Annotated in this window: 1 protein-coding gene; it reads left to right on the top strand. The window is 68.6% G+C overall.

What is annotated here, in order from left to right:
• Positions 1-182: 182 nt before the first annotated feature.
• Positions 183-332, top strand: a complete 150-nt coding sequence (locus WDW90_RS41110; RefSeq protein ID WP_431311214.1) for a YjiS-like domain-containing protein — start codon at positions 183-185, stop codon at positions 330-332.
• The last annotated feature ends 190 nt before the right edge of the window (positions 333-522 follow it).

The raw sequence follows: 522 nt of genomic DNA, 5'->3' as shown, positions 1-522 counted from the left end.
GTTGCTGGGCAGAAAGCGATGCGGCGGAGCGCAGCAGAGCCCGGCACCCTGCCACTTCGCAGCGCCTGACAGCGGTTGGCCTGGCGCCGCTCAGGACGCCGATGAGCACCAGCGTGACCAGCCTCACAGATCAGTCCGCATGGTTCGCGCACCTCAGCGGTCACTGATCTGGAGATCACATCATGCTGGCCTCAATCACCCGCGCTGTTCTCCTCTGGCGCGAACGGCGGAGAGCGTATCAAGAGCTCGCAGCGCTCGATGACCGCCTACTCGAAGACGCTGGCCTGTGCCGTCACGAGTTGGCCGAGCACTGTGCCCGCCTCTGGAGATGAGAGGCGCCCTCGGTCCGGCACGATCAGCCTGGGCGGGCTACGGGCGGATTGCCGCTCGAGAACTCGCTCCTCGGCTCACCTGGGCGGTACCGGACGACGGCTCCTCAGCGGGTCATGCCGTGGCCGTGATCGGCGGCTCCCCGGTCGATGGACCCTGAAGCGCCGCAGCGAGGCGGGCGGCGAGCGCCGC

Source organism: Methylobacterium nigriterrae (genome assembly GCF_037106235.1).
Lineage (GTDB): Bacteria > Pseudomonadota > Alphaproteobacteria > Rhizobiales > Beijerinckiaceae > Methylobacterium > Methylobacterium nigriterrae.
The sequence above is the reverse complement of the archived record's forward strand: the minus strand, read 5'-3'. Positions and strand labels throughout refer to the sequence as shown.

Excerpts from the sequence above, each read along its gene's own strand:
- WDW90_RS41110 (WP_431311214.1), top strand. The coding sequence starts at position 183 with ATGCTGGCCTCAATCACCCGCGCTGTTCTCCTCTGGCGCGAACGGCGG.